The sequence below is a fragment of the Bacillus sp. MMSF_3353 genome (assembly GCF_030733445.1).
Taxonomy (GTDB): domain Bacteria; phylum Bacillota; class Bacilli; order Bacillales; family Bacillaceae_G; genus Bacillus_A; species Bacillus_A wiedmannii.
Map to the genome: position 1 here is coordinate 64,716 of NZ_JASHJA010000006.1, position 23,026 is coordinate 87,741.

At 34.9% G+C, this 23,026-nt stretch carries 23 protein-coding genes and 1 riboswitch; of the genes, 16 read left to right on the top strand and 7 right to left on the bottom strand.

Going from position 1 to position 23,026, the window contains the following annotated elements; all coding sequences use genetic code 11:
* Positions 1 to 132: 132 nt before the first annotated feature.
* The 4 genes from RBB48_RS15755 to deoD all read right to left on the bottom strand — a co-directional run bounded on the left by RBB48_RS15755 (position 133) and on the right by deoD (position 3,760).
* Positions 133 to 327, bottom strand: a complete 195-nt coding sequence (locus RBB48_RS15755) for a DUF3924 domain-containing protein (protein ID WP_001094861.1) — start codon at positions 325 to 327, stop codon at positions 133 to 135.
* Between the two features lie 119 nt (positions 328 to 446).
* On the bottom strand, positions 447 to 977 hold the full coding sequence (locus tag RBB48_RS15760; protein ID WP_000806231.1) for a tyrosine-type recombinase/integrase: 531 nt from the start codon (positions 975 to 977) through the stop codon (positions 447 to 449).
* Positions 978 to 1,084: 107 nt separating this feature from the next.
* Positions 1,085 to 2,896, bottom strand: a complete 1,812-nt coding sequence (locus RBB48_RS15765; RefSeq protein ID WP_088608747.1) for a sensor histidine kinase — start codon at positions 2,894 to 2,896, stop codon at positions 1,085 to 1,087.
* A gap of 156 nt (positions 2,897 to 3,052) precedes the next feature.
* A complete protein-coding gene (gene deoD, locus RBB48_RS15770; protein WP_000110707.1) occupies positions 3,053 to 3,760 on the bottom strand; it encodes a purine-nucleoside phosphorylase in 708 nt (235 codons plus the stop codon).
* A gap of 175 nt (positions 3,761 to 3,935) precedes the next feature.
* Between deoD and RBB48_RS15775 the strand changes: the two genes are divergently transcribed.
* Complete coding sequence (locus RBB48_RS15775) at positions 3,936 to 4,724, top strand: hypothetical protein (RefSeq protein WP_306007842.1); 789 nt, start codon at positions 3,936 to 3,938, stop codon at positions 4,722 to 4,724.
* 4 nt (positions 4,725 to 4,728) lie between these two features.
* Here RBB48_RS15775 and mprF read toward each other — a convergent pair whose 3' ends face one another.
* On the bottom strand, positions 4,729 to 7,314 hold the full coding sequence (mprF, locus tag RBB48_RS15780; protein WP_048541887.1) for a bifunctional lysylphosphatidylglycerol flippase/synthetase MprF: 2,586 nt from the start codon (positions 7,312 to 7,314) through the stop codon (positions 4,729 to 4,731).
* 186 nt (positions 7,315 to 7,500) lie between these two features.
* Between mprF and RBB48_RS15785 the strand changes: the two genes are divergently transcribed.
* The 14 genes from RBB48_RS15785 (at position 7,501) to RBB48_RS15850 (ending at position 20,545) form a co-directional block, all read left to right on the top strand.
* Positions 7,501 to 7,890 carry a hypothetical protein gene (locus RBB48_RS15785; RefSeq protein WP_000583791.1) on the top strand — a complete coding sequence of 130 codons (390 nt, stop codon included), beginning with the start codon at positions 7,501 to 7,503 and terminating at the stop codon, positions 7,888 to 7,890.
* Positions 7,891 to 7,912: 22 nt separating this feature from the next.
* The gene (locus RBB48_RS15790; protein WP_000067570.1) at positions 7,913 to 8,404 is read left to right on the top strand and encodes a YpuI family protein; all 492 of its coding nucleotides are present in this window, start codon (positions 7,913 to 7,915) and stop codon (positions 8,402 to 8,404) included.
* A 105-nt stretch (positions 8,405 to 8,509) separates the two neighbouring features.
* The gene (locus tag RBB48_RS15795; protein WP_000082674.1) at positions 8,510 to 9,424 is read left to right on the top strand and encodes a superoxide dismutase; all 915 of its coding nucleotides are present in this window, start codon (positions 8,510 to 8,512) and stop codon (positions 9,422 to 9,424) included.
* A gap of 111 nt (positions 9,425 to 9,535) precedes the next feature.
* Positions 9,536 to 10,660, top strand: a complete 1,125-nt coding sequence (dacB, locus tag RBB48_RS15800) for a D-alanyl-D-alanine carboxypeptidase DacB (RefSeq protein ID WP_001252621.1) — start codon at positions 9,536 to 9,538, stop codon at positions 10,658 to 10,660.
* The gene (gene spmA / locus RBB48_RS15805) at positions 10,653 to 11,249 is read left to right on the top strand and encodes a spore maturation protein SpmA (protein ID WP_000247806.1); all 597 of its coding nucleotides are present in this window, start codon (positions 10,653 to 10,655) and stop codon (positions 11,247 to 11,249) included. The genes dacB and spmA overlap by 8 nt, the downstream gene beginning before the upstream one ends.
* Positions 11,246 to 11,776, top strand: a complete 531-nt coding sequence (gene spmB, locus RBB48_RS15810) for a spore maturation protein SpmB (protein ID WP_000029511.1) — start codon at positions 11,246 to 11,248, stop codon at positions 11,774 to 11,776. The genes spmA and spmB overlap by 4 nt, the downstream gene beginning before the upstream one ends.
* A 292-nt stretch (positions 11,777 to 12,068) precedes the next feature.
* Positions 12,069 to 12,797: a 23S rRNA pseudouridine(2605) synthase RluB gene (gene rluB / locus RBB48_RS15815; protein WP_000440552.1), complete on the top strand. Its 729-nt coding sequence runs from the start codon at positions 12,069 to 12,071 to the stop codon at positions 12,795 to 12,797.
* 94 nt (positions 12,798 to 12,891) lie between these two features.
* Entirely contained in the window at positions 12,892 to 13,413 is a 522-nt protein-coding gene (gene resA, locus RBB48_RS15820; protein ID WP_000742211.1) for a thiol-disulfide oxidoreductase ResA, read from the top strand.
* 121 nt (positions 13,414 to 13,534) lie between these two features.
* Positions 13,535 to 15,160, top strand: a complete 1,626-nt coding sequence (resB, locus tag RBB48_RS15825; RefSeq protein ID WP_306007843.1) for a cytochrome c biogenesis protein ResB — start codon at positions 13,535 to 13,537, stop codon at positions 15,158 to 15,160.
* 14 nt (positions 15,161 to 15,174) lie between these two features.
* The gene (resC, locus tag RBB48_RS15830; RefSeq protein ID WP_087985530.1) at positions 15,175 to 16,332 is read left to right on the top strand and encodes a cytochrome c biogenesis protein ResC; all 1,158 of its coding nucleotides are present in this window, start codon (positions 15,175 to 15,177) and stop codon (positions 16,330 to 16,332) included.
* Between the two features lie 302 nt (positions 16,333 to 16,634).
* On the top strand, positions 16,635 to 17,351 hold the full coding sequence (resD, locus tag RBB48_RS15835; protein ID WP_000426862.1) for a DNA-binding response regulator ResD: 717 nt from the start codon (positions 16,635 to 16,637) through the stop codon (positions 17,349 to 17,351).
* Positions 17,351 to 19,126, top strand: coding sequence for a sensor histidine kinase ResE (gene resE, locus RBB48_RS15840; protein ID WP_000964666.1), 1,776 nt, complete (start codon positions 17,351 to 17,353; stop codon positions 19,124 to 19,126). Before resD ends, resE begins: the two co-directional genes overlap by 1 nt.
* A gap of 137 nt (positions 19,127 to 19,263) precedes the next feature.
* Positions 19,264 to 19,845 carry a cob(I)yrinic acid a,c-diamide adenosyltransferase gene (locus RBB48_RS15845; RefSeq protein ID WP_087985531.1) on the top strand — a complete coding sequence of 194 codons (582 nt, stop codon included), beginning with the start codon at positions 19,264 to 19,266 and terminating at the stop codon, positions 19,843 to 19,845.
* Between the two features lie 85 nt (positions 19,846 to 19,930).
* Positions 19,931 to 20,545 (top strand): peptidoglycan DD-metalloendopeptidase family protein, encoded by a 615-nt coding sequence (locus RBB48_RS15850; protein ID WP_088062685.1) that lies wholly within the window; start codon positions 19,931 to 19,933, stop codon positions 20,543 to 20,545.
* Positions 20,546 to 20,574: 29 nt separating this feature from the next.
* On the opposite strand, the gene RBB48_RS15855 is transcribed toward RBB48_RS15850, so the two are convergent.
* Positions 20,575 to 21,261, bottom strand: coding sequence for a hypothetical protein (locus tag RBB48_RS15855; RefSeq protein ID WP_000711800.1), 687 nt, complete (start codon positions 21,259 to 21,261; stop codon positions 20,575 to 20,577).
* Between the two features lie 245 nt (positions 21,262 to 21,506).
* Positions 21,507 to 21,646: riboswitch (FMN riboswitch) on the top strand.
* Between the two features lie 162 nt (positions 21,647 to 21,808).
* Between RBB48_RS15855 and RBB48_RS15860 the strand changes: the two genes are divergently transcribed.
* Positions 21,809 to 22,387: an ECF transporter S component gene (locus RBB48_RS15860; RefSeq protein ID WP_000810851.1), complete on the top strand. Its 579-nt coding sequence runs from the start codon at positions 21,809 to 21,811 to the stop codon at positions 22,385 to 22,387.
* Positions 22,388 to 22,510: 123 nt separating this feature from the next.
* On the opposite strand, the gene RBB48_RS15865 is transcribed toward RBB48_RS15860, so the two are convergent.
* A complete protein-coding gene (locus tag RBB48_RS15865; protein ID WP_001151994.1) occupies positions 22,511 to 22,759 on the bottom strand; it encodes a ferredoxin in 249 nt (82 codons plus the stop codon).
* Positions 22,760 to 23,026: the final 267 nt, after the last annotated feature.

Below are 23,026 nucleotides of genomic sequence, written 5' to 3' on the forward strand. Positions count from 1 at the left end.
AAATAAAAAACTTTTTATGAGACATTACCGGGTAGGAAGATTCCTGATAAAAGGTTTGGCTGAAGCAAAGAAGTTTTTCGGGGGAGAATGCTAGTAAACTCCTAATAAAGTATCAAAAAAAAAGAACAGCAATTAATGCTGTTCTTTTCCAGTGACGAATTGTTGTAAATCAAAAGGAGTTATCGCTTGGATAAACTCTTTTGAGATAAGTGTTTGAACAAGAGTACTTTCAGAAATGGAAGCACCTGTTTTCTTTTCATAAGCTTGTTTTAATAAATCAAGTTTTTCAGCCGTTTCTTTCGGTAATTCAATTGTTAATGTGTTCATAATTTCTCCCCCTTACTATTAGAGTACCACTACAATATAGGAGAGACAAGAAAAGAGAATGTGAAACATAAAAAAGGTTACCATTTATAAATGGTAACTTTTTTTATGTATAAGAGTTATTAAGCAATACCGATATACTTTAAAGTTTTTGATGGAGTACTATGATCAAAGAAGTGTTGTAAAAATGCGATATCAACACCTGATTTGTATGCACAATATCCCCAAGTTTTTCGAAGTGTATGTGAGCTAATCCCTTCTAATCCAACTTCTTTTGCAGCTTTGTTTAAAATGTACCATGCATGTTGTCTCGTAATAGATTTCGTTCCTTTTTGAGACTTTAATAATGGTTCATTACGTTTCCAAGTTTTACGTTCTTTCATGTAGTCTTCGATCGCGTGCTGCAAGTCTTCATTTACAGCAAACCATTTATGTTTCTTTACTTTTTCATTGTAAAATAAAATGGAATGGCGAACATTTTCATGTTCATCGATTACATCACTAACTTTTAATTGTAAGATTTCACTTACTTTTAAGCCAGAATTTACAGCTAATACGAATAATAAGCCATCACGTTTCGAAGATTGTAAAAGTATATTTTTGATAGTTTCTAATTGTTTTTCATTTTGAATAGGTTGTCCTGCTTGTTTCATTTCACGCACTCTCCTCTTTTATGTGTGTAAAGGAAAGGATTAACTTGTTTCCTACTATAAAGGGAGAGTGTGAATTTCATGTGAACTCCTAGTGAAATTAAGACAAATTATTTGACTTCTTTTACTTTTTGTAAATTAAAGTAGAATACAACACTATTAGTCGTGTTATATACACCGTACTCGGCATGGTGGAGGTCTAAAATGTTTTTTACAATAGATAACCCGAGACCGGTACCTCCAGTATGACGGCTACGAGATGCATCTAAACGGTAGAAACGATCCCAAATTTTTTCAAGACTTTCTTCAGGGATAGGGTTTCCTGTGTTTTCGATTTCGACTTTTACTATATCTTCCAGTTCTATAACGGAGACGTGTATTTTTTCTCCATCTGGCGTATAGCGAATTGCATTGCTAAGTAAGTTCACAACGACTTGCTCAATACGACTACGATTCGCTTTAACGAATATAGAAGAGTCTACATCTACGTTCACTTGTAAATGCTTTTCCTCCATGCTAAATAATAACTTTGTATAGACTTGTTGAATTAATTCACCGATTGAGAATGTCGTCATATCTAGTTTGTACGTACCAGATTCTAGTTTTGCTAATTCTAACATTTCAACAATAAGTCTGTTCATGTTTTCTGTTTCTTCTAAAATAACATCTGTGTAATACGTCGTATCTTTACTAACGCCATCTTTAATTCCTTCTGCGAAACTTCTAATTACACTAAGTGGTGTTTTTAATTCGTGTGATACACCAGAAATGAATTCTTTTCGCGTTTTCTCTAATTGACGTTCACGTTCAATATCTTGTTGTAATTTTGTATTGGCAACATTTAATCGATCGATTCGGTCTTTTAAGTTTACAGATAACGTATTAATACTACCGGAAAGCCCGCCAATTTCATCGTCTGCTGTCACAGGTAATTTTTCACTAAAATCAAAATTGGCCATTTTTTTTGTAACGCGATTCATTTTAATTAATGGTTTCACAATGATTTTTGAGTAGTAGAAGGATAATAAAATAATTACGAGAAATACGATGATTAAGGCATAGACATAATAATCCTTTAAAACGAGCATCGCTTCATTAACAGGTTGTAAAGATGCTATCGCAAAAGCGTACTCTGTAATTTTTCCATTTTCCACAATAGGTTTTACAAAGATACTATTTTTTATATTCTCTCCACCATCTATTATATAAGTGTTTAATTGGTGTGAGTTAGCAGTGCCATTTCTAATAATCTCTGCAAAATATTGAACGGCTTGTAATGTTTCAAAATCATTTGCAAGACGAACATCCGCTTTGGATGGAAGCTGTAACTTAGATACGATACCAGTAAACTCAATTTGAGTCACAGTTTTGGATCGGCTTGTAAGTCTATTTTTAGCAGGGTTTCCATTAATGGATTGAAAATCTGAGTTGACATTTTCGTTTTGCCATCGATTATAGTTTGTTGTCAATTCTAGTGGTGTTATGGTGGAATCTTGTACAAAACCGACGACGTTTATCATCCCATCTTTTTTCAATCCTAAGTTTTCGAATTTATTATATTCTTCTGGCGTTAAAACATTATTGAGTGGAATGGAATATGCTTTATTATTTTTAGGATTAATTACATCAATGTAGAAATTATTGTCACTTTTAATAATGCCGTTCGTATTTAAAAACTGCATTTCCGCATTTGTTTTGTCATGAAATTCTTGTTTTAGTTTTCGAATTTCCTCATAAGTTTTACCACTTTCTTCGTAAGTATTTACGAACTTCTCAAAAGCAGTTTGAACTGTTTTTACTTTTTTATTAATGTAAAATTTCTCTAAAAATAGAGATTGTCCTAAGAAAAAAAGGAGGAATATGATTGTAAATAATGTTGATGTTAATAAAAATAGTTTAAAGACGATACTTCTGTTTTTCACTGCGTCACCTCTTGTGAGAAATACTGTAAATGATTTCTTAATTATAACAAACGTTACAAAAAAGTAGAGGAGAAAATCTGTCTCTTCTGAAAGTAGTTTTTAATAAAAAGTCACATAAAAAGAACTCGACAGACGTATGACGAGTTCTTTAATGTATTATTGTTGAATTGCTGCATCTAAAGCGATTTCAATCATTTCGTTAAATGTAGTTTGACGCTCTTCAGATGTTGTTTCTTCACCAGTGAAAATGTGATCGCTTACTGTTAATACAGATAACGCATTTACACCGTATTTCGCTGCTAATGTATAAAGAGCAGTTGTTTCCATTTCTACTGCTAGTACACCATAATCTCCAAGTTTTTTAACCATGTCCATGCTTTCGCGGTAAAATACATCTGCTGTTAAAACATTACCAACACGAACGTGTAAGCCTTTTTCAGTTCCAGCATCGTAAGCTTTCTTTAAAAGGTCAAAGTTTGCAGCTGGTGCAAAATCAAAACCTGGGAATGTTAAACGGTTCATATTAGAATCTGTACAAGCTGTCATTGCAATAATAACGTCACGTACTTTTACGTCTTTTTGAATCGCACCGCAAGTTCCAACGCGAATTAAATTTTTAACTCCGTAGCTTTGGATTAATTCGTTTACATAAATAGAAATAGAAGGTACACCCATACCTGTACCTTGAACAGATACGCGTTTTCCTTTATAAGTTCCAGTGAAACCTAACATACCACGCACGTTATTATAGCAAGTAACGTCCTCTAGAAATGTTTCAGCAATATATTTTGCACGTAATGGATCACCAGGTAATAGAATAGATTCAGCAATTTCGCCTTGTTTTGCTTCAATATGTACACTCATGAAAAGTCCTCCTTATAATGTATTGATAGAAATCAATATCATTTGCATTATACACTATCAATCCTTTCAATTAAAATCTTTTAATTATTTGTAATATGTGCAAAGCAGGAGGATTTCATAAATCATAATCTAGAATATATATGTAAGAAGTTTTGTATAAACAGAGACAATAAAAATGGTAGGTGATATTTTGAAAAATCTTGTCATTGGACTTGTTGCTTTACTATTTATTGTAGTAGGCGGATTTTACATAAAAAAGTATCAGGAAACTACAGAGACTGTAGGTGATGTTCAGGAAGTAAAATGGGATGTGTCAAATGGAAAAGGAAATGAGAAAGTAGATATTTTGTTTCAATTGCTAAATAATAAAAATAACGAAGTTCGTGGTGTGAATGATCAAATTCGGGCAGTTATTGTAGACGGACAATTAAAACATGTACAACAAATGAAACCTACATTTGCAGGGAATGGATCATATAAGGTATCTTCCAAAATAGTGAAAGATGAAAGGTATACAATATTTTTATATGAAGACAAAAACAAGTCTGTGAAATCATTTGCGAAGAATGATTTTGGGAGAGAAATAGAGGAGAAAAATAAGAAAAAAGTAAAATTTCCAATTGATAGTGTGCTTACAAAAAAAATAGGGGAGTATGAAGTTTCTCTATTATTTGGTGCATTGCATCCGAATGAACCAGCGACGTTAACATTTCAATTCCAAGTGAAAAAGGGTGAGAAATTGAAATTACATTCAGAGAGAGGAGAAGTGGAAGCGCTCTATATCGTGGACGAAACGAGAGAAAACTTTTTATACGCAATACCTGTTGATACAGATGAGCAATTACAATACCGTATTACATTTCCTATAGAAGGAACGTATAAAATATGGGGAGATTTCTATATAAATGGTAAGAAATATGAAAAAGAATTTATTGTACAAGTTCAAAAAAGAAAAAACAGCTAAATGTTTAGCTGTTTTTTCTTTTTCCTATTAATTTTGTTACAGAGAGCATTGTAATTGGTAAAGAATGATTCTTTCTAAATGCTAAATATTTACCGCTCCATGCTGGTTTATATTTTTCTTTAAAATGACGTAGCCCGCTGAAGCTATACGTATAACGAACATTATTAAAGATGGCAGCAGCAACTCGTTCGGACCAAAAAGATTGTGTCGATAAACCTACATTTGAAAGTGGTGCCATACCAATATTAAAGGAGTGGTATTCATTTTCTTTTGCCCACTGGAATAGGTGGATGAAAATTGCATCCATAATGCCGCTAGGTGCATCTGGATAATAGCGCATTAAATCAACAGACAATGATCCGTCTTGATATACGGGCATAAAGGTTGTAAATGCAATGATTTTTCCATCAGCATCACATAATGTAGCGATAGGTGCTCGGCTAATATATTCACGATCAAAGTATCCGAGTGAAAAACCTTTCTCTTTTTTTCCGCCGAGCCACGCATCTGAAACTTTTCTTAACTCTTCAAATAATTCGTTTGAGAATGGTGGCTGATGAATAGAGAATGTATAGCCTTCTCGTTCGAAACGGTTGAAAGTCGCTCGCATACCGGCTCGTTTTTTTCCTGTTATTGTAAATGTGTTCAAATCAACGACAGCTTCTTCACCAAGTTTAAAGAAGTTGTAACCAAAATCATGATATAAACTCATCCATTTACTTTCTATTTGGTAGAATACACAAATGTATCCAAATCGATCAGCCTCAGCTAAAAACTCTTGTAACACAGTACGGTAGGAGGAAGGATCCCCAATTGGATCACCTAGCACAACGAGACGTTTTCCAGTTATAGAGAAGAGAAGGAGCGCTTTCCCATCACTACTGAAGAAAAATTGTTTATCTCCTAAAAATCCTAAATGACTAAGTACATTACCATCATGTTCATCTAAAAAGTTTTGCAACCTTTTATCATTAGCTGGTTGCCCGGGAAATTCATTTCGATAACGATTGGCAATGAGTGAGCCAATCAGTAAAAATGTAGGAACGAAAAAGGCAGCTGCTAAGGCACTTCGTTTCACTTGTGTAATATTACGAACGACAAAATCAGGTTTAAAAGCTTCTTTTGCACCTGCAAATAAAATACCTAAGTTTTTATATAAATATAAAGTTATGAGTAAGAATATAAAAACTTTTACCATATCAGAAAGTGAGACTTCCATTTTCTCGCGTACAAATCTTTTACGAAGCATATATAATACAGCGAGTACGATTAATAAAATAAACGTCTCTTCAATATCAATCCCTTTTAGCGTATTAAAGATGGCTGCTCCGATTAAAGAAATAATCGTCATATAGTAAGAACGCTTTGTTCCATAATATATCCCTCGCGAAAGGATCAGGAGGAGAATACCAAATGTTAGTGATAAGCTAAAAGAAAATTGAATAAGATGTTTTGGAGCTAGAATATGTAAGGCGTGTGCCCTGTTTATACTTGTCGGTAGAATGGTCGATAAAATAACCATTAATCCAGCAAATACTGTTAAAGCAGCAGAGGCCCATGAACCTAGTTTTCCTAGAAAATCACGCTGCAAAGTCCATATAACACCAGTTGTTTCTAATGCAGGCGCAATAAAAGGTTTATCTTCAAACTTTTTAATGGCCACGCCTGTCATTTCAAAAGCTGCAAAAATAAGACCAAGGCAGAAAGGTAAAATGTAATAGACGAGGCGATATAATAACATAGCAGGTAGTAATACGCCTGTATCAATGCCGTATTGTCCGAGCCCAGTTAAAAAGACAAGATCAAATGAACCAAGTCCACCAGGAACGAGACTAACAACACCAGCTAAAGCAGCAATTACATACACACCTAAAAACTTTTGAAATTCGATATCGATACCAAATAATATTAGTATGACGTACATAACAATACCGGCAGATACCCACTCAACTAATGAGACTAATGAGTATAAAACAGTTGGATTTTTTTCTTCTTCCCCTTCTTCTTGCCCTTCGGTTTGCTTTGGTTTTCTATTTTTTAGTTTAGAAAAGCCAATGTATATAGGGACGAAAAGGGCGAAGAAAATAAGAACAGGCCATAGCCACGGTTTTTCATGCAAAATAAAACTTGTGTCTAATATTCCAATAAGACCGAGGAAAGAAAGAATTGCGAGTCCGTTAATAAAAGCAGTTGTCATCCAGGCGATACTTTTAATAAGTTTGCCATTTTCTTTTATGTATGGACGATAAAGCATTGTGCGTACACCAGCTCCAACGAGACCACCAAACCCAATAAATCCATTTAAAGTATTAGCAATCCATGAGATACGAAAAATCTTTTGGACTGGTATATCAGCTTTTAAATAACGAAGCATAACATAGTCATAAAAGAACATTGTTGATACGGCAAATGCACCAAGTGTAATTGCTAAAAAGACTCCTCCGGTTGGAATGTTTTTAATTGTATTGATTGCTTCTAAAAAAGAAATGCCTGCTAATTCTTTTTTTGCTTGAAAGAATACAATTGTTAATACAACAAATGGGAAGATAATTTTCCCGATTTGTAAGAAACGTTTCCATGAAAACGACATAAATACAACTCTCCTTGTATAAGAAAACTGAGACAATAATATTATTATGACAAACTTCAAGAAAAATAAAAAGGTAAATTCCTGTATAGGGAAGCTATTTTTTATATGGGTTATATTTAAAAGAGTATTTCGTTTGTCAGAAAATTAAGTTAAAATGAATTGAAAGAAGGAAGAGAGGGGAAGTAGATGATTATAATAGGTTATGCGGGATATGAGTTAGAGAAAGCGAAACCTAATACATCAGAAGATTTCTTTAATAGATCTGAAGTGACATATATATTAAATAATAAAGAGAGAACTTTTTCCGTTTTATACGTTCGATATTTTGAAGAAGTTTTACAAGAAATTACTCCTTTTGAAGGAAATCCAGTATGTAAAGTAGAAGAACAAGACATATATTTACGGGATATTGTAGCGATATGTTGTTTACTGAAAGAGAATGAGCATCGCATGCAAAAACGTTTATATTTAAATAATATAGAAGCATTCCAACAATATTTTGATGAGGAAACAGTGGTGAAAGTACAAGAAATATTAGCTGAATTACATAAAAATAAAAGAGTAGAAATAGCGTGAAATGGCAAAGGAGAGGGAAAAAATGTCTAATCTAATGGTTGAAAATCAAACAGAACAAGTTTCTATGTTTTTAGAAGATGTTATTACTTTAATAACCAATTATGTAAATTATCATACGTTGCCTTCTTTATTAGAAGAAAAACCAGCAGGGAACGAGCAATATTATAAAGGGTTATTAGCATCAATAAGACGTCTTCTCGTTTTTTGTGAAGAAGGACATGATGCATGTTTTGTTTTGTTAAATAGCCAGCCATTTCGAAAAACAGCAGCTGAGAAAATTTTATATAAAATTTATCATCAAGTAATTGCAGAGTTTTTCTCACCAAAGAGTGATCATTGGTATGAAAATAGTCGGTCTGCCTATACAGGGAAAAACTCCATCGTTTTTCAACAAACGCCACCAGCATCTATAGAGCAAGTGATGAAGAGTTTAGAAGGAAAATTTCAATTGATGCGTGAAGAACTAGAATATTATGAGACGGATTACCAAACAAAGATGTTACACAAATATTAATTGCGAAAAAGAAGCTAAGGGGACTTAGCTTCTTTTCCTTTTGTAAAGTTATATAAGGGATTTCCTTTGAATATATTTATGGGGATAGCATTAAGGAGGTGTAACATGAGTCAGCAAGGTGTATTTACAGATTACTTTCATGAAGTAGAAAGCTGGTGTGAAAGTGTTCTTCACGTATTAGATAGCCGTGCAATGGAAGTGTATGATGTCCATATGCTTGCTTATAAAATTCAAACGTTATTAGATCGTATGAAAGAGCATGAGTATGATACAGATGCAGAGTTTATGTATGAAATAAGTGATGATGTAGAACATATTCAGCATCATTTGCAGGAAGTATTCGTGCAAGGAGAAGAGGAATATGAACTATATGAAAGAGGGGATAGTGAACGAGCTGTTCCAATTGGAGGGCATACACTTCCACCATTACCTTATCCGTATAATGCGTTAGAACCGTATATTTCTAGAGAAATTATGATGTTACACCATGATAAACATCATCGCAGTTACGTGGAAGGGTTAAATAAGGCAGAGAAAATGATGGAAGAAGCGAGAAAAACAAATCAATTTGATTTAATTAAGCATTGGGAAAGAGAAGCGGCTTTTCATGGATCAGGTCATTACTTACACACGATATTTTGGAATAACATGAAAAAAGATGGTGGCGGAAGTCCAAGAGGGGCTCTTTCACAACAGATTGAACAAGATTTTGGGAGTTTTTTACGTTTTCAAAAACATTTCACAGAAGCAGCTTCTAAAGTGGAAGGATCAGGCTGGGCGCTTCTCGTTTGGGTACCACGATCCGGAAGATTAGAAATTTTGCAGAGTACACTTCATCAATTATTTACACAATGGGATACGATACCGCTCCTCGTGCTAGACGTGTGGGAACATGCGTATTATTTACAATACCAAAATCGAAAAGATGAATATATTAAAAACTGGTGGAATGTTGTAAATTGGCCTGATGTAGAAAAAAGATTTGAAAGTGCGAAACAAATTGAATGGACACCGTATTAGACGCAGGTTCTCTGCGTCTTTTTTATTAGAAGGAGAAAGAGATTTCGTTCATATTTTAAAAGGCCAAGCATACACTTGTACAAAAAGTGCCAAAAGGACGTGGGGGGAAATATGAGACGAATTTGTGTAATAATCACGCTTCTTATTATGTACGCAAGCGTTATACCAATTCCTACATATGCAAAGATGAACAGTAATGTCAGTGCTCGAAATGCTGTATTAATGGAGCAACAGTCCGGTCGTGTATTATACGGAAAAGCAGAACATGAGCCACAAAAAATTGCTAGTATAACAAAAATTATGACAGCCTTGTTAGCTGCTGAATCAGGAAAAATGAAAGAAATGGTATCGGTTAGTAATGAAGCGGTGAGAGTAGAAGGATCAGCAATTTATTTAAAGCCTGGACAGAAAGTGAAGTTAGAGGATTTAGTATACGGACTCATGCTTAGATCTGGTAATGATGCAGCACAAGTAATTGCTGAAAATGTAGGAGGAAGTATAGAAGGGTTCGTATATTTAATGAATGAAAAGGCGAAACAAATTGGAATGAAAGATACTCACTTTTCAAACCCACATGGTTTGGATGGAGATGGATCCCATTATTCATCAGCCTATGATATGGCACTTTTAACAAAGTATGCAATGGGGAACGAAACCTTTAAGAAGATTTTTGGGACAAAAACGTATAAATCAGATTCGTGGGATTATCCGTGGAAAAACAAACATAAACTCGTGACATCTTATTATGAATTTGCGACAGGAGGAAAAACAGGTTTTACGAAGAAAGCAGGACGGACACTTGTTACAACAGCATCAAAAGATGGACTAGATCTAATTGTCGTAACTTTGAGCGCTTCTAGTGATTGGGATGATCATATGAATTTATTTGATAAAGGTTTTGAACGTTTCAAGCAAACGAACGTTGTAGGACAAGGAGCTCTTGCTGAAATAACTGAAAAGAAATATGCCAATCATGTATATACAAAAAATAGTTTTGCGGTGCCATTAACTGAGCAGGAAAGAAAGAATGTCGTATTAAAAGTTGAACTTGATAAAAGTGCAAAACTTAAAGATGGAGTAAAGGTTGGGAAGACGGAAATTTATGTTGGCAATGAGAAAGTTGGAGAACGGAATTTATTTTATAGTAAACGAAAGTTAGTAGCTACAACGGGAATGTATTGGAATAATGTGAAAGAAATTTTTTCTCATATGATAGGTGTTGGGAGCGATGGTTAATCTCGTATGGGTAGCGATGGCAGTCATAGGGATTGTATATGCCATGATAAATGGAACGATGGAAGCAATAAATAAAGCCGTATTTGACGGAGCAAAAGATGCAGTAACAATTTGTATAGGACTTATTAGTGTATTAGTATTTTGGCTCGGTTTAATGAAAATTGCAGAGGAAGCAGGGTTGTTAAAAAAGTTAGTGTCACTTTTTATGCCGATAGTAAAAAGGTTGTTTCCAGAAATACCGAAAGATCATCCGTCAATGGGATTTATTTTATCGAATATGATGGCGAACTTTTTTGGGTTAGGTAATGCAGCAACCCCTCTTGGTATTAAAGCGATGGAACAATTGAAAGAGTTAAATGGAGGGAAGGATTCGGCGAGCCGTTCTATGGTAACGTTTCTCGCGTTAAATACATCAGCGATTACTTTAATTCCTACTACTGTCATTTCGATTCGAATGACGTATGAATCAGCGAATCCTACTGAAATTGTTGGGGTAACATTCATTGCACAAGTACTCTCTATGATCGGAGCGATTTGGATTGACCGCTATTTTTACCGAAGAAGGAGTAGGAAGGGGCGGAAAAAATGAGTATTGTCAATACGATATCATTATGGGTAATCCCTTGTGTAATTGGTTTTATCCTTTTATATGGCACAATAAAGAAAGTGCCGACGTATGAATCGTTCGTTGAGGGGGGAAAAGAAGGGATTCAAATTGCGATCTCTATTTTACCGTTTATGGTTGGAATGCTTGTATCTATTTCGATTTTTCGGGCGTCTGGAGCGTTAGATGCAATGATATCAGTAATGAAGCCGATGTTAGATTTAATTCATGTCCCAGCAGAAATTGTTCCACTAGCACTTATACGCCCTATTTCAGGCTCTGCTGGTTTAAGTATTACGACCGATTTAATTGCCACATATGGGCCAGACTCGTTTATTGGAAGATTGGCTTCTACGATGCAAGGGAGTACAGATACGACTTTTTATATTTTAACAGTATACTTCGGAGCTGTTGGAATTAGAAAAATGGGAGATGCATTAAAAGTAGGACTTTTTGCCGATTTAATCGGGATTATTTGTTCAATTGTGTTTGTTTCTTTAATGTTTAAGTAAGGCGGCTATTCATTTTTTATGCTATTTCGCTTATAATACGTATACGACCACTATTAAGGTGTTGCTTAATAGTGGTTTTTTTATGTGGTATTTTTGACAAAATGATGAACTTTTATTGTGAGCAATATGAAGAATATGGACAATAATAAAAGGTAAAAACATGATTTGCCCTTTATATGTTTATTATCATCGCTATGTTGTTTAAGTAAGATGAAGCGAATGGCCGTCAAGCGTATGCGGTTGCCAAGTCTTTCTAATGTAAGGTAAGATAAATTCGAGGTGAAAAAAAGAAATGGAACGATTACAAAAAGTGATTGCGCAAGCAGGTATTGCATCGAGAAGAAAGGCTGAGGAATTAATTCAGCAAGGAAAAGTAAAAGTGAATGGAAAAATAGTGAAGGAGTTAGGAACGAAAGTAACTCCTCAAGATAAAGTAGAAGTAAATAACATCCCTCTTGAAAAAGAAGAACCTGTTTATTTTTTACTATATAAACCAACTGGCGTAATTTCAAGTGTATCAGATGATAAAGGAAGAAGTGTTGTAACAGACTTTTTCCCTGAAATTAGACAACGTTTATTCCCAATCGGACGCTTAGATTATGATACGTCTGGCGTATTATTGATGACAAATGATGGGGAATTTGCAAATGTATTAATGCATCCGAGATATAAAGTTGAAAAAACGTATGTTGCAAAAATTAAAGGGCCATTAACAGGTGAGAAAATTCGCATGTTAGAACGAGGTGTTGCATTAGAAGATGGGAAAACAGCACCAGCACAAGTGAAAATTATTTCTTGGGACAAGCGTAAAGAGACTGCGATTGTACAATTAACGATTCATGAAGGACGTAATCGTCAAGTACGCCGCATGTTTGAAGCGTTAGATTGTAAAGTAGTGAAACTAAAGCGTGAACGCTACGCCTTTTTAGAAGTGGGTAGCTTGCGACCTGGTGATGCGAGAGAATTGTCACCACATGAGGTGAAACAATTACGTGCATTGGCTTCTACAAAGCCGCGCTAATCGATAGTGTGAAACTTTCACCAGTGGAATGCTCCGCTGGTGATTTATTAAAAAATACATATATTTATCACTCGTCGAAGAGAGGGGAGACAATATGAAAAAAAATCGCTTATTATTTCGCGTTATGATTCTACTCATTTTATGCGGTGCTGTAGGATTTACACTTTATCAAGGATATTTCACTAAAGAAGAGAAAATGCAAATCGGAAAAGAAGCACCTAATTTTGTTGTAACAGATTTAGAAGGAAAGAAAATTGAATTAAAAGATTTAAAGGGAAAAGGTGTATTTTTAAACTTTTGGGGCACTTGGTGTAAACCGTGTGAAAAAGAAATGCCTTATATGAACGAATTATATCCAAAGTATAAAGAAAAAGGCGTTGAAATTATTGCGTTAGATGCAGATGAAACGGATATTGCTGTTAAGAATTTTGTGAAACAATACGATCTTAAGTTCCCAGTCGCAATTGATAAAGGTGGAGAAATTATAAAAACGTATGGAGTAATACCGTTACCAACAAGCTTCTTGATTGATAAGGATGGTAAGGTGATTCAAGAGATTAAAGGTGAACAAACGATAGAACAATTGGAAGAGTATTTAAAGAAAATTACTCCGTAATAAAGAAAGCCTTTACATACGAGGCGCTTACCTATAGCGTCTTTGATTTAAAAATTCTGAGTATTGCGGTAACTTGAGGGTAGAATATACAATAGTACATATAGATATAGGGGCGGTGAGAGTGTTGAAAGAAATTAAGTGTGAATGTGGACACGTTAATCCGATAGGAACTGTTTTTTGTGAAGCATGTGGGAAACCATTTGAAAGCAATGAAAATATAAAACTATTGGATATGCGCTATGAGGGGAGTGCTCGGAGATCTCTCACGCAAACAAAAACGATAGTCGATAAAATTTGGAGCTTTTTCTCTTCTGTAAAAGTGGGTGTATGGCTCATTGTAATCACTTTAGCTGCATCAGCGATAGGAACTATTTTTCCACAAGAAATGTACATAACTCCAGGAATTGCACCAGCTGAATATTATAAGCGAGAATACGGATTTTTAGGGCAATTATACTATCAATTAGGATTTAATAATTTATACGGTTCATGGTGGTATATGATTTTAATTGCTTCAATTGGTATTTCACTTGTGATATGTAGCTTAGACCGTGTCATTCCACTTTATAAAGCTTTAAAGAAGCAAGGGGTGAAAAGACACCCTAGCTTTTTAAAGAGACAAAGATTATACGGTACTGGTACACCGCAAGATGGTGATCTTGAAAGAGTGCAAAAGAATTTAAAGAAAAGAAACTATAACGTGAAAGTGGAAGACGGAAATATTTTGGCGGAAAAGGGACGGTTTTCACGCTGGGGTCCATATGTGAATCATATTGGTCTCATTATCTTTTTATTCGGTGCAATGCTCCGTTTTTTACCGAGTATGTACGTAGACGAAGCCCTTTGGTTACGTGACGGTGAAACGAAAGAAATACCAGGAACGGATGGTCAATACTATTTAAAAAACGAGAAATTTATTAAGGAAGTTTATGATAAAAGTAAGGACAAGGAAGTTTTTGATGAAGCGATTGATCGTGTAGGCGATAAAATGATTGCGAAAAACTTCCAAACGAATGCTGTATTATATAAAGCGGTCGGCGAAAATATAGCAGGACAAAAACCGAAATTAGAAAAAGTAAAAGAAGCGGAAATTCGAGTGAATGAACCGCTGAAATTTGATCAATTTGCTATATATCAAGTGGATTACAAAGAAAGTGAATTTAAAAGCATGTCATTCCATTTGCAAAACAAAGAAAATAATCAAAAGTGGGGACCGATCAAAGTTGATTTAACGAACCCTACAGAAAAATATGATTTAGGAAATGGTTATTCTTTAGAACTATTAAGCTATTTCCCTGACTTTTATTTTGATGAGAGTGGAAGACCAAATACGAAAACGAAATTACCAAACAACCCTGCATTTGTGTTTAAAATGTTTACGCCCGAAACACCAGATGGTGAAGTGAGTTTTGTTGGTATTCAGCAAAATATAGAACCTGATGGAAATAATAAATATAAAATGTCGTTTGCAGGTGTGGAAATGCAAAATGCAACAGCACTTACTGTAAGGAAAGATTTAACGCTTTGGATTCTCGGTATTGGAGGATTTATATTTATGGTTGGTGTCATTCAAGGGATGTATTGGAATCATCGTCGTATTTGGATACAACGCGTTAATGATGAATGGTGGATTGCAGGACACACGAATAAAAATTGGTTCGGTTTAAAGAAAGATATTGAAAGAGTACTAGAAGGTACGGCAATTCCGCAGCCAAGCGATAAAGTAGTGGATAAAAAAATTAGTTAAGGTGGGGAAACGATATGGTGCAAATAAGTAGTAACTTTCTCTTTACCGCATTTATTTTATATTTAATTGCAACTCTATTTTTCGGGGGAGCAATTAAAGAAAAAGGTCATAAATGGGCAAATATAGGAATAACGATTACAATTTTAGGGTTTATTGCACAAACAGTATATTTTGTTACAAGATGGATTGCATCAGGACATGCACCAGTTAGTAACTTTTTTGAATTCGGTACATTTTTCGGCATGATGCTTGTCGGAGCATTTATTGTCATGTATTTTATGTATCGCGTAAGTATAATCGGACTTTTTGCATTACCAGTTGCACTTTTATTAATTGCCTATGCAAGTATGTTTCCGAGGGAAATATCTCCGCTTATTCCTTCTTTAAAAAGTAATTGGTTGCATATTCACGTGACGACTGCAGCAGCAGGACAAGCAATTTTAGCAATTAGTTTTATTACGGGCGTTATGTATTTATTGAAAAATGTAGACCAATCAACGAGAAGCAAACGTACATTTTGGTTAGAAACGGTAGTGTTCACACTTGTTTGTACAGTTGGTTTTATTGGAGTGACAACGTTATTTTCTAGTATGAAATATGAAGCGAAGTTTCAATGGGTTGATAAAAATGAACAACAAGTGGAAATGAAGTACAATCTTCCAGCTTTAGTAGGACCGCACGAAGGAAAGTTATTGACAGAAAATAAATTAGAACCGACAGTTGAAGTTCCAGCGATTGTAAATGCGAAAAAATTAAATACTGTTATTTGGTCAGTGTTAGTTGGGACATTACTTTATATTGTATTAAGACTTGTTTTACGCAAACGAGTATCGGCAGCACTTCAGCCGTTAGTAAAGAATACAAATAGTGATTTACTGGATGAAATCGGATATCGTTCTATTGCAATTGGATTCCCGGTTTTCACATTAGGTGCATTAATTTTTGCCATGATTTGGGCTCAAATAGCGTGGACACGTTTTTGGGGTTGGGATCCAAAAGAGGTTTGGGCGCTTATTACTTGGCTCTTTTATGCGGCGGTATTACATTTACGCTTATCAAAAGGGTGGCACGGAGAGAAGTCAGCGTGGTTAGCGGTAATTGGTTTTGCAATCATTATGTTTAACTTTATTGTAGTAAACTTAATTATCGCGGGTTTACATTCATACGCATAGAGAAATAAAATAGGAGAGTGAATGTCACTTTCCTATTTTATTTTTGTCAACTTTTCTTCTTTTTTGAGAAAAACATGACAAAGTAGCGGTTGATTTTGTAAAATGATGTCGAGGACATTATATCCTGTTCAAAAAAAATACATAGTTTTGGAAAAAAATTGAACAAACTTTATTATTCTTGTGAAGCATAATATGGGAAGTGAAACATTTAGAAGATTGCTTAAATAAACGAGAATAGCGCAACATACTAGTGTAGAAGGGTAGGTGTAAACCGTTGTGGTAAAAGTACGCAACGGGTAGAAATGGAAAATGAATCAAGAATTTTAATTGTAGACGATGAGGATCGTATTCGTCGTTTGTTGAAAATGTATTTAGAAAGAGAACAATACACAATTGAAGAAGCGGACAATGGTGATACAGCTTTAGAAATGGCGTTACAAAATGATTACGATTTAATCCTATTAGATCTTATGATGCCAGGTAAAGATGGTATTGAAGTGTGTAAAGGGGTTCGTGAGAAGAAAGCGACGCCAATTATTATGTTGACGGCAAAAGGTGAAGAAGTAAACCGAGTACAAGGGTTTGAGGTAGGAACTGATGATTATATTGTGAAACCATTTAGCCCACGTGAAGTAGTGCTTCGTGTGAAAGCGGTCTTACGCCGTTCTGTACCAACAACGTTCTTTACACAAGATACAACGACAAAAGATGTTACTGTGTTCCCTCATTTAACAATTGATAATGATGCACACCGTGTTACAGCAGATGGTAATGAAGTAAACTTAACACCGAAAGAGTACGAATTACTATTATTCTTAGCGAAAGCGCCTGATAAGGTATTTGATCGTGAGCAATTGTTAAAAGAAGTATGGCAATATGAATTCTTCGGAGATTTACGTACAGTTGATACGCATGTAAAGCGTTTACGTGAGAAGTTAAGCAAAAAATCACCAGATGCTGCGAAGATGATTGTTACCGTTTGGGGCGTAGGTTACAAATTTGAGGTTGTGAACGACTGATGCTTTGGAGAAGTGTAGTAGGGAAGTTATGGATGACTATATTACTTCTCGTTTCGTTTGTGCTCGGATTTGTTGCGATTTTACTTTCACAGTTTTTTAGAACATATTATGTTGATATGAGTGAAGCTAGGCTTCAAAAAGTTGCAACAAGTGTTTCAGAGTTAATTGAGGAAGGTGCCGATGTAAAAACGATTGAGAATATCGCGTACAAATTCTCTGATCCACTTTCAAGGATCATTATTGTAGAAGATGGTAAAGAAATATCTTCTTCGCCGAAACAAGAAGGATTAGTCACTCTTACAATGGATGATTTGAAAGAAGACAAAGAATTAGCGGCTGTTTTTACAGACAAAAAAGAAATTAAGAATAACATTAGAAAAGCCTCTAATAGTAGAAAGAATAAAAACACTGAAAATGATATTATGATTGTCGGAAAACCAGTGCATTCAAAAAATCAAAGTGCAGTGTTCGTATACGAATCTTTACAAGTACCGATACAAGGTATGGAGAGAACGACTGATTTTATATTCTTATCAGCAGGGATTGCGATTATATTAACAACGTTCTTTGCATTCTTCTTATCTACTCGAATTACAGCACCACTCCGTAAAATGCGTGAGGTTGCTTTTGAGGTCGCGCGTGGGAAGTTTGATGCGAAAGCACCTATGGTATCTCAGGATGAGATTGGTGAGCTTGCAACGGCCTTAAATCAAATGGGGAAACAGTTGAAGTTTAATATGAATGCCCTGCAGCAAGAAAAAGAACAGTTAGCTAGTATTTTAAGTAGTATGGCAGATGGGGTTATTACGTTAAATCAAGAAGGTGAAGTCGTTGTAATTAATCCGCCGGCTGAACATTTCTTACAAGTTTGGCAAGAGGAAAAGGAAGTAGAGCTCAGTAAAAAACTACCTTCTGAACTTGTTGAACTATTCCATCTCGTTGTAGAAAGTGAACAACAACAAGTGGTTGAAATTAATTTACAAAAAGGGAACTATGTAGTTCTTATGACGCCGCTTTACAATCAAACGAAAATTCGTGGTGCTGTAGCTGTATTACGTGATATGACGGAAGAGCGCCGTCTTGAGAAGATGCGTCAAGACTTTATTGCGAACGTATCACATGAACTTCGTACACCGATGGTAATGCTTCAAGGGTATAGTGAAGCGATTTTAGATGATATTGTGCAAACGAAAGAAGAAATTAATGAGTTTGTTCAAATTATTTATGATGAATCCGTTCGTTTAGGTAAACTTGTAAATGAACTATTAGATTTAGCGCGTATGGAAAGTGGTAATGTAGAGTTACATATAGGTGAAGTTGATATTCATCCTTTCGTTGAAAAAATAGGTCGTAAATTCCAAGGAATTGCAAAGGATAAAGAAGTCGCATTAACGGTTGATTTCCAGAATCCAATTGAACAATACCCGTTTGATGCAGATCGTATGGAACAAGTATTGACGAATTTAATTGATAACGCAATTCGTCATACGAATGCAGGCGGACATGTAACGCTTGTAATTAATACGAAAAATAATGGTCTTACTTTTGAAGTACAAGATTCGGGCGCTGGTATTCCAGAAGAAGATATTCCATTTTTATTTGATCGTTTCTACAAAGCTGATAAAGCAAGAACACGTGGGAAAAAAGGTGGAACGGGGCTCGGGCTTGCGATTGCAAAAAATATTGTGCAAGGCCATGATGGTAAAATTGCTGTTTCAAGTGTTGTTGGAGAGGGAACTACATTCTCTGTATATTTACCGAATCGTATAATTTAGATATACGTTTTTAAAGTTGATAATGAATAAAGTTCTACTGTTTTTTATTTTTTTGTAAAATCAATTAAATAAATAATAGTAGAACTTTTTTTCTATCTTAGTCGAATGAAGAATAGCAAGAGGGGTGTCGTGAAGCGATGAAATTATATACGAAAACAGGAGATAAAGGGACAACAAGTGTAATAGGCGGCAGAGTGGATAAAGATAATATCCGAGTTGAAGCATATGGCACGATAGATGAGGCGAATTCTCATATTGGATATGCAATGACTAAGCTACAAGGCGGATCTTTTGGAGATATTTACAATGAACTTGAAAATATTCAACATGAACTATTTGATTGCGGGGGAGACTTGGCGATAGTAGAGGGGAAAATTCCTTATAAAGTAACGGTTGAAATGGTTGAAAGCTTAGAAAGAAGGATTGATTCGTATATAGAAGAAGCACCGCCGTTAGAGCGTTTTATTTTACCAGGTGGAAGCGAAGCGGCAGCTGCTATTCATATTGCACGTACAGTTGTAAGGCGAGCAGAACGATGTGTAGTGTCCTTGCAAAAAGAAGGGAAAATAAATGAAGTTGTTCTAAAGTATGTAAATAGATTATCTGATTATTTGTTTGCGGTAGCTAGAGTAATAAACGCTCGATTACAAGTAAAAGATGTGGAGTATAATCGCAGTGCAATCGTTTTTCGTGATAAAAACGAGAAGGAAGTGGAGTGATTCACTTTCTTTTTTTGTATACTTTTTTCTGTAATATACCAAAATAAGAGAAGGTATGGTGTTAATTAGAAAACGGAGGATGTATATGAAAGTGTTAAAATGTGGCGTCATGTTATTGACGGTATTGTTTTTTTCTCAATTACATGTGTACGCAGAGGGAAATCAATGGACATGGCCTGTTGAAGGGCAGATAAGTGATTATTTTGGGACAAGGCATGGAAAACACTACGGTATAGATATAGCGGCACCGATTGGCACGCCTGTGGCAGCTATTCAAGAAGGTAAGGTAACAAAGTCTTACTATTCAAGTAGTTATGGAAACGTTGTATTTATTAAACATGGAGAATATGAGGCCGTGTATGCGCATTTAAATAAGAGATATGTAGTTCAAGGGGATTATATTTCAAAAGGAGAAATAATTGGAGAAGTAGGAAATACAGGAGAATCGAGAGGTGCACACTTACATTTAGAAGTTCATCAAGGAAGATGGACGATGGCGAAAAAGAATGCGATGAATCCATTGCTTGTTCTAAATGAACAGAGAAATGAAGTTGTTTCCTCATCCTTATATGTCGTCCAAAAAGGGGACACTTTAGTTAGTATTGCACGGAAATTTAGTATGTCAGTTAAGGAAGTTAAAGATAAAAATGGACTGCAGCAAGATAGGATTTATCCAAATCAACAATTATACGTAAAGTAAAAAAAGAGCTAGTTAAACTAGCTCTTTTTTTACCAAAAAATAAAGACACATATAAATCCAGAAATAGCTAAGTAGCTATATAAGTAAAATACTTTCGTTCTTGTTTTTTCGTTCGTTCGAAATAGTACAATAGTCGGTTCAATTAAACCGATTGTCAAACAAAGTAAACCAAGAAGCATACAACCGATTGAAATGGAGTACAGGGCGATTTGTGGTGCTTGAAATGGAATCATCCATTTTAATAAAAATGCAATAAGTGCAGTGTAGCAAATGCTGCCGATGTATTTATTCAACGGTGCATTAGAACGGAACCCTGGAAGTTTTTTCAAGAAGGAGCGGGAAACAACTTCAGTTTGTAAAGATGTGTGCTCTTCAATTATTTTTTGAGCTTCTTTTCCTTTTTGGAAAAGGGATAATATCCAGTTTCGCTCACCTTGAAAAATAAATTGAGAAGTTGTCAAATAATGATCCACCTTCACTTTATTCCAACTTTTCCATGGGTGACGCTCACACAGTTTTAATTTACTCTCTGTTTTTTTATCATACTGATAAATACTGATGCCATCTTCATCGAAAGCAGCATAGTATGTCTCGCTTGAGAATGTGCCTAAATCAATTGGACAGTAGAAAAGTAATTCTTTTTTTAAGTAAAAGTATTCTTTTCTTAAGTTTTTTTTCATTGCTTCTCGAATAGAGTGTCTCTTTTCTTTTTTCATGACATTTCCTCCATAATCCAGAAAATGTTCTTATCTTAACAATTCAACATCTTATCACTTTTCATTATATATGACTAGGGGATTCATAGGGGAAATGCCGAATACTAAAAAATCTGGGGTGTATTGTAAAATATAGTGATTGGTTTTAATTATATAAAATTAATAACTTATTTTTAATAAGTTACACTTTTTTTGTTCACAATACGATTATGTTGTTGTATAATAAAGTGGAAAATAGAATATCGGTCTATCTTCGGGGCAGGGTGAAAATCCCGACCGGCGGTGATGAACTATATGTGATTTTGTTCTAAGCCCGCGAGCCGTTAAGGCAGGATTTGGTGTGATTCCAAAGCCGACAGTATAGTCTGGATGGGAGAAGATGGAGGTTCAAGCGTTCAAAAAAGATATGGATTTGAACGTCTGTTTGATGTGCCTTAAATTCTCCCTTTGTGTAAAACACAAAGGGTTTTTTCGTTCTATGAAAAAGTAGGCATAGCAGAACCTTTCCACTTTCCATGAGAAGATCGATGGAAAAGGAGAGAGAAAGATGAAACAAAAAAACAGTGTAGTGCAGATGGTGAGTGTAGCGATGCTAAGTAGTATTGCATATTTACTGATGATGTTGGATTTCCCGTTTCCAGGGCTTCCGCCATTTTTAAAAATTGATTTTAGTGATGTACCAGCTCTAATTGCAGCAATTATTTTCGGGCCAGTTGCAGGGATAATTGTAGAGGCGATAAAGAATATTTTACATTACGGAATTCAAGGGAGTTTAACGGGAGTGCCAGTTGGAGAAATTGCTAACTTTATTGCAGGATGTTTATTTATTGGACCGGCAGCTTTCTTATTTAGAAAGTATCGTACTGTTAAGAGTTTAACGACAGGATTAATGCTAGGGACAATTACAATGGCGCTCATTATGAGTGTATTAAATTACATCATTATATTCCCAGCTTACACTTGGTTTTTAAATTCACCAGCTATGTCTAGCGAGGCTATAAGAACAACGGTTGTAACGGCAATCTTACCATTTAATTTGATTAAAGGAATTGTTGTGACAATTGTATTTGTAGCGTTATTCTCACGCCTGAAAGTATGGGTGTTTGCAAAAATGAAAAATGCATAAAATATAAAATAAAACCATTAGTAGTATGGAACTATTAGTGGTTTTTTATTAAGTAGAATGAAAATAGAAAACAAAAAATATCCCTCATATGAATGAGGGATATTTTTTGAAGTTAATAAAAGACTATTCGAATTTTAAAGAGTCGCCATCAAATGATTCATCAGCAACTTTAATTGAGTCAGTTGGACAACCTTCGAATGCATCCATCATATCTTCAATTAATACATCTGGAATTTCAACGATACCTTGGTTATCGTCTAACGTTACAAATGCAATACCTTCATCATCATAATCATAAATGTCTGGTGCAGCAGCGCCGCAAGCACCACATGCGATACAAGTATCTTTATCAACGATTGTATATTTTGCCATCTTTTTTCCCTCCTGATAATATGTATGTGAAAAGCTCGCCATAAAAATTATAACCTTATTGTAAAACGGTTTTTAAAACTTTTCAACATAAAATTATAATGATAATCCTTATCAATTAGAGTGTCAACTAATTTTTGCATTATGTCATAAGATTTTCAAAATACGTAAATGTTATTTCGTTTGGTACAATATACTATATACAAGTACATAGTGCCGATATGATAAGTTTAATGAGTAAGTGCAATCATACTAAAAAGTAATTAAGCT

What these genes read in the sequence shown, in the direction of transcription:
- dacB (WP_001252621.1), top strand. Translation starts at nt 9,536, where the DNA reads ATGAGACGAATTTGTGTAATAATCACGCTTCTTATTATGTACGCAAGC.
- RBB48_RS15845 (WP_087985531.1), top strand. Translation starts at nt 19,264, where the DNA reads ATGAAATTATATACGAAAACAGGAGATAAAGGGACAACAAGTGTAATA.
- spmB (WP_000029511.1), top strand. Translation starts at nt 11,246, where the DNA reads ATGAGTATTGTCAATACGATATCATTATGGGTAATCCCTTGTGTAATT.
- RBB48_RS15775 (WP_306007842.1), top strand. Translation starts at nt 3,936, where the DNA reads ATGGTAGGTGATATTTTGAAAAATCTTGTCATTGGACTTGTTGCTTTA.
- RBB48_RS15795 (WP_000082674.1), top strand. Translation starts at nt 8,510, where the DNA reads ATGAGTCAGCAAGGTGTATTTACAGATTACTTTCATGAAGTAGAAAGC.
- RBB48_RS15860 (WP_000810851.1), top strand. Translation starts at nt 21,809, where the DNA reads ATGAAACAAAAAAACAGTGTAGTGCAGATGGTGAGTGTAGCGATGCTA.
- resE (WP_000964666.1), top strand. Translation starts at nt 17,351, where the DNA reads ATGCTTTGGAGAAGTGTAGTAGGGAAGTTATGGATGACTATATTACTT.
- RBB48_RS15855 (WP_000711800.1), bottom strand. Translation starts at nt 21,261, where the DNA reads ATGAAAAAAGAAAAGAGACACTCTATTCGAGAAGCAATGAAAAAAAAC.
- RBB48_RS15755 (WP_001094861.1), bottom strand. Translation starts at nt 327, where the DNA reads ATGAACACATTAACAATTGAATTACCGAAAGAAACGGCTGAAAAACTT.
- RBB48_RS15850 (WP_088062685.1), top strand. Translation starts at nt 19,931, where the DNA reads ATGAAAGTGTTAAAATGTGGCGTCATGTTATTGACGGTATTGTTTTTT.
- RBB48_RS15790 (WP_000067570.1), top strand. Translation starts at nt 7,913, where the DNA reads ATGTCTAATCTAATGGTTGAAAATCAAACAGAACAAGTTTCTATGTTT.
- resC (WP_087985530.1), top strand. Translation starts at nt 15,175, where the DNA reads ATGGTGCAAATAAGTAGTAACTTTCTCTTTACCGCATTTATTTTATAT.
- resD (WP_000426862.1), top strand. Translation starts at nt 16,635, where the DNA reads ATGGAAAATGAATCAAGAATTTTAATTGTAGACGATGAGGATCGTATT.
- spmA (WP_000247806.1), top strand. Translation starts at nt 10,653, where the DNA reads ATGGTTAATCTCGTATGGGTAGCGATGGCAGTCATAGGGATTGTATAT.
- deoD (WP_000110707.1), bottom strand. Translation starts at nt 3,760, where the DNA reads ATGAGTGTACATATTGAAGCAAAACAAGGCGAAATTGCTGAATCTATT.
- mprF (WP_048541887.1), bottom strand. Translation starts at nt 7,314, where the DNA reads ATGTCGTTTTCATGGAAACGTTTCTTACAAATCGGGAAAATTATCTTC.
- RBB48_RS15785 (WP_000583791.1), top strand. Translation starts at nt 7,501, where the DNA reads ATGATTATAATAGGTTATGCGGGATATGAGTTAGAGAAAGCGAAACCT.
- RBB48_RS15865 (WP_001151994.1), bottom strand. Translation starts at nt 22,759, where the DNA reads ATGGCAAAATATACAATCGTTGATAAAGATACTTGTATCGCATGTGGT.
- rluB (WP_000440552.1), top strand. Translation starts at nt 12,069, where the DNA reads ATGGAACGATTACAAAAAGTGATTGCGCAAGCAGGTATTGCATCGAGA.
- resA (WP_000742211.1), top strand. Translation starts at nt 12,892, where the DNA reads ATGAAAAAAAATCGCTTATTATTTCGCGTTATGATTCTACTCATTTTA.
- RBB48_RS15760 (WP_000806231.1), bottom strand. Translation starts at nt 977, where the DNA reads ATGAAACAAGCAGGACAACCTATTCAAAATGAAAAACAATTAGAAACT.